3 protein-coding genes are annotated in these 5,574 nt (G+C 43.8%); all 3 read right to left on the reverse strand.

What is annotated here, in order from left to right:
* The coding region (locus PX636_RS09400; RefSeq protein WP_288116885.1) for an ATP-binding protein at window positions 1-1,995 on the reverse strand (1,995 nt) is incomplete at its 3' end.
* Window positions 1,992-3,824, reverse strand: a complete 1,833-nt coding sequence (locus PX636_RS09405) for a carotenoid oxygenase family protein (RefSeq protein ID WP_288116888.1) — start codon at window positions 3,822-3,824, stop codon at window positions 1,992-1,994. The genes PX636_RS09400 and PX636_RS09405, both read right to left, overlap by 4 nt.
* Before the next feature lie 274 nt (window positions 3,825-4,098).
* The gene (locus tag PX636_RS09410; RefSeq protein ID WP_288116890.1) at window positions 4,099-5,433 is read right to left on the reverse strand and encodes an AAA-like domain-containing protein; all 1,335 of its coding nucleotides are present in this window, start codon (window positions 5,431-5,433) and stop codon (window positions 4,099-4,101) included.
* Window positions 5,434-5,574: the final 141 nt, after the last annotated feature.

The following is a 5,574-nucleotide window of genomic DNA, read 5'->3' on the forward strand; positions in this document are numbered from 1 at the left end:
AGAAGTTAAAATTGGTAAAAGTTCTGGAGGTGATTTTTCAGAGATTACTGCCAGACTATATAAATTAAACTCTGGCCCAAGACAAGCTGCTAAACTTAAAATTTCCTGGGTTTCGGGGGGCAATTTCTGCATTTTACCGACCATAAATTGAATCAGATTATCGGTACTGCCAATCCTTTGAATTTGGCCGAGATGCCATTGCCAATAACCCCTATTATTGTCGGTTTTAGTGGTTGTTTCCTGCCCCGATTGGAAAAATAGCAAATTTTCCCAGTAGATAGTTTTGAGAAATTCATTGACAAAAAAAGGATTACCGTGGGTTTTTTGCCAGACTAAAGCGGCCAAAGATTGCACATATTCGGGTGAATGATTTAAGGCGTCAGCAATTAACTGATTGACCTGTTCAAGCCCTAGAGGTCTTAAAATAACTTGATTGATAATTATGCCCCCCTGCTCTAATTTATCGAGAGTAGCGGTTAGGGGATGGGTGGAATTAATTTCATTACTGCGATAGGAGCCAATTAAAAACAAATAGTCCATATCGCCATCGAGCATAATTAATTCTATTAACTGGAGACTAGCCAAGTCTGCCCATTGCAAATCATCGAGAAAGATGACTAAGGGATGTTCTGGGGAACAAAAGACCCGAATAAAATTTTTAAAGACTAAATTAAAGCGATTTTGAGTAGCGATCGCTCCTAATTGTAACACCTCTGGTTGTGGACCGATAATTAATTCTAGTTGGGGAATCACATCAATAATAACCCGTGCATTCGCCCCCAAAGACTTGAGGAGTTTTTGTCGCCATAGTTGCAGTTGTGGCTGACTTTCCCCCAAAAGTTGCTTAACCAGATGAGTCAAAGCGCTAATCACGGCAGCGTAGGGAGTATCGCGCTGAAATTGGTCAAATTTACCGGAGATAAAAAAGCCGCGTTTTTCAGTAATTGGCTGATAAATTTCCCTAACCAAGGTGGTTTTACCCATGCCAGAATAACCCGTAACTAGCATCAGTTCGGTGTGAGAGGAGTTTTTATCCACCGTGGCTACCCGTTGAAAAGCAGTGAGGAGAGTGGCGATTTCTGCCTCCCTACCGTAGAGTTTTTGGGGAATTTGGAACTGATTGGCTAGATCTTGCCTAGCGATGACAAAATCCTCAATTTTACCCGTTGTTTCCAGTTGTCTTAAACATTCTTCTAAATCTGCCCGAATACCGTAGGCACTTTGGTATCGTTCCTCGGGGGTTTTAGCCATCAGTTTCCTGATGATTGCTTCCACCACTGGGGGAATTTTCTCCCTGACGAGACTATTAATCTCCAAAGGTTGTTTTGCCAGATGACAGTGAACTAATTCCAAAGCATCGTTAGCCCGAAAAGGTAATTGTCCGGTGAGAAGTTCATAGAAGCTAACGCCCAAGGAATAAAAATCCGTGCGGTAATCGAGACTGCGATTCATCCGTCCGGTTTGTTCGGGAGAAATATAGGCTAAAGTCCCCTCAAGGACGTTGGGATTTTTTAGCCCCGGATTTTCCCGCCGCAGGACACTGGCAATGCCAAAATCGATGATTTTAATTTGTCCGGTTTCGGGGTTAAGAACTATATTGGCAGGATTAATATCTTTGTGAATAACCTTGGCGTTGTGAATTTTCTCTAAATTAGCCACTATTCGGGGTGCAAGGCTTAAAAAGTCCCTTAAGGCCAGGGGTTTGCCCTCTAGCCATTTTTTTAAGGATATACCCCCGAAATCTTCCAAAATAATCACGGGAGTTCTGCGGTAGGTTTCTAAACCATAGGCTTTAATCGCCCCCTCGAAGTTCAGGCCGCAGATGGTTTTATACTCCTGTTTGTAGTGGGTTAGTTCTTGTGCGGTTGGATATTCTTGCTTGAGGATTTTGAGCATAACCGGTTGATTATCGGCGATGCGAATGGCCCGATAGACTTCTGAGTTAACACTTTCGTAGATTTGGGCAAGAATGTCGTATCCGTTGAGAACAATCATTTTTTTACTTGGCGATTGTAAATGGCTGCGGGTCTCCCCAAGAAAAATTCTACGGGAACTAAAACAAGACTCCGCAAGGCTGACAGGACTCGATTTACCTGTGAGACGGAAGGACGGGGAGAAGGCAGCACTTGCTCGAAATACTCGGAATGCAAGGTAAAACCAAAGTGAACATCTTCCGGCAAACTCAGTTTAGCAATCGGTCCGTCCTTGAGATTGCCAGGGTTAAATAACCAAGCTTCTAATACTCTGGTCGGGGTTAAAACCGTCGTAAATAGATAGCCCTGTTCTTGGGGAATAAACTGAATGCTATCTAAAATATAGCCATCGGGACAAACATAAAAATCCAGTAGTCCCCGACCTAAATGTGATACATGAGTATTACTGGCTTTTTTTTCTTGGCTAATCTGTTCAGTTAACTGATTCCAATCCTTATCGAAGGAAACCTTGGCTAATACCGAGGGCAAGTCATGACAGGGAAGTTCGGCATCCCTGAGGATGCGATTACTTTGGTCGCGAAAATCCATATACTGACGACGACAGATTAATTCGCGCACATAACCGGCATAAACCTGATAAATAGCGCTGTATCCCTGTTCCGATTCCCGCGGGTCGGCGGTGTAGAGAGTGGTAGAGAACCACCCCGGATGGATGAAAGCTTGTTCGCTCATCACCCTGGCATCTTCGATAACCACTTTGCGCAGCACTCCGGGGTCAAAGGAAAACATCCAGGGAATGCCGTGGTATTCGGGGGGATAACCCTGACCGGTAAAATGTTGGATATCGTCTTTTTCGATCGCTTCGGTTAAACTAATAGTGGCGTTTTGGATGGCCACCAGCTGAATTTGACCGTTGGTACTATGGTAATTACAAAGGAAGTGATAACTGTCGCCATTGAAGGTAATTAATTGCGAGGGAACGGTGGTTTCTTCTTCCTTGAGGTCTTGACGTTTAACCAGATAAATTTGAGTTTTCGGATAGGTTTCTTCCGGCTTAATTCTGATACCTAATAGTTTGGCTACTCCCATCTGAAAGGGCATATCGGGAATCATGATATAATCCTCGGTGACGATGACCGAATGGGGACTACCATCGAGGATAGCTCCCTGTAGTTTCCAGGGTTTAAGTTGTTTTTGTTGATCCCAAAGAACAATATACACGGATTTATCTAAATCTTTTAACATACCTCCCGATATAAGTTTTAGCTTTAATTCACAGGTGATAAATTCTTTGGTTTTTTTGTCGTAGAAGGGGTGAGCGGTATTTTCTAGGACTGGGAAAATAGACAAAGGCACGGAAACAAGATGTTGGTCAAAATAACCAATCGGAGTGATAGTATCCAGGGAAACCGGATCCACTTCCCAGTAACGTCCCGCATCGGCAGTGAGAATTAATCGGGTTTCTTCTAGTTGTTGCTCTTCGGCAACTTTTTCTAGTTTAACCATAGCAGTATTCGCTATTTCTGAACAACCCAAAATGCTGACCACGGCAGGAAAAGTGGCTTGACTAATATTAAATATCGGTAAAACTTTTCGCCAAAAACTATCCCAGGTTTTCAGTTTTTTACTGTAAACATTAACTTGATTATTTTTCCCTTGCAAGTCCCATTTAATAATTACACCCTCGCCAGAGAACAAATGACGGTCATTTTTTCTATGAAAAGGACAGACGATAAAAACGTATCCCGACAGATTTTCTGGCCAACGTCCCTCGGTAATTGTGGCGACTGCTTGATATAAATTGTTCTCATCCGGTTGACCTAGTTGCGAGCGACTAAAATTACTAACGTTGACAGTATTTTGGACAGTATCTTTGTTTGACATATTCATAAGTAGAGTTTGCGGCAAAAAGTTTGTTGGTGAGGTCAGGAGCCGGTCGTCGGTCGTCAGGAGATAGGATTCAGAAGTCAGGATTCAGGAGCCAGGAGACAGGTTTTAGGTGTTGGGGTTTTGGGGTTTTGGGGTTTTAGTTCAATTTCCCCACTTCCCCACCTCCCCAATTCATAATTCATAATTCATAATTCATAATTCCCACTCCCCCCACACCCTACACCCCACACCCCACACCCCACACCCTCACTGATTACTGATTACTGTTTACTGTTTACTGATAACTGATAGAGGATTTCACCTCTAAAAAATAGCGTCGATACAATTCATAGCCTGGTACTACTTTATCTCCTGATTGTTTGAGCAGCCCCATACTGCTGAGTTTGTAAGCGAGAATTGGGTCTAATTGTACGGGTTCCACCGCGCTCATCACCCGATCGAGGGCTTTTGCTAGTTCAGGCTGTTGTTCTAATACCGCCCAATGGCGTCGCAGGTGATGGGCATAAATCCCCGTGACGGAGGTGGCACTGGTTAATATTTGCGTCATGGTTATTTCCTCCCGACTGAGATAGTAGAGGGCAGTTTGTACCAAAGCCGGGTGTCCTCCCACTAACTCCATCAATTGTTTGACTTTTTCCTGATTTTCCCAGGTGAGTTGATAACGTTGGGCTAATTGCAATACCTCCTCAAGACTAAAATGACTTAACTGTGCGGGGAATCCCACGTTAAAGGGGGATTGATTGAGCTGCAGGGGAACATAAATTTCTGTGGAATGGACGACGATAAGACGGAGTTTTTGCCAAATAGGTAGGGTTTTGGCTTCTTCGTACCAAGAACGCAGCAGCGGTAAAAAATCCTTGGCCACCTGGGGATGTTCAAAAATCTGATTAAGTTCATCGAGAGCGAGGACAATGGGGGCGGTAATCGATTCAAGCAGATAGTCTTGAATGTAGACCGTACAGCTAATCTTGCTGCCTAAATCCTCATCCCAATACTCATCTAATTGCGGTTTTAACTGTAGTTGACGGGCGGCATTGGCACACAACCAGCGCAAAAATTGGTTTAAATCACTCAAAATGGCCAGGTCCACCTGTTCTAAGTTCAAACTCACCGTGCGGTAGCCTTGCTGTTTGGCAAAATCGAGCATTCTCAAAAGTAGGGAAGTTTTGCCCATTTCTTTCGGGGCTTTTATCCGCACTAAAGCCCCCGGTTTCTTGATTTCCTGCCTTATCTGTTCTTCGAGGGGAAGACGTTCTAAATAAAATGGGGAACCAAGGGGAACTGCCCCATTGGGATAGGGGGGTAATGTGTCCAATTTTTCGCTCTTGGATGGAGAATTAACCAGAATTTTGTCTTGAGGGGGTGCTGTTAGCTGAAAATTCAGGGCGGCGATTTCTTGCCAGTCGAGGCATAATCGACGACAAATTTGGGCAAAAGTGGCTTTTTCTACCGGTTTACCGGTCAGGAAGTTACTGACAATAGCCAGACTAAATTCAGCTTCTTTAGCTAAGGAGCGTTGACTGCTAAAGCCCTGCTTTCTCACGGCTAATTTAACTTGATTGAGGCAATGTTGTTGTACTCTTAGATGGCTCGATAGGGAATCTCTCATAAGAATTGGGGTGTAGGGTGTGGGGTGTAGGGTGTGGGGTGTAGGGTGTGGGGTGTGGGGAGTTTTCTCAGTGAACTGATAACTGATAACTGATAACTGATAACTGATAACTGATAACTGATAACTGATAACTGATAACTG

Source organism: Microcystis sp. M53598_WE2 (assembly GCF_030067735.1).
GTDB classification, from domain to species: domain Bacteria; phylum Cyanobacteriota; class Cyanobacteriia; order Cyanobacteriales; family Microcystaceae; genus Microcystis; species Microcystis aeruginosa.

What these genes read in the sequence shown, in the direction of transcription:
- PX636_RS09410 (WP_288116890.1), bottom strand. Translation starts at nt 5,433, where the DNA reads ATGAGAGATTCCCTATCGAGCCATCTAAGAGTACAACAACATTGCCTC.
- PX636_RS09405 (WP_288116888.1), bottom strand. Translation starts at nt 3,824, where the DNA reads ATGAATATGTCAAACAAAGATACTGTCCAAAATACTGTCAACGTTAGT.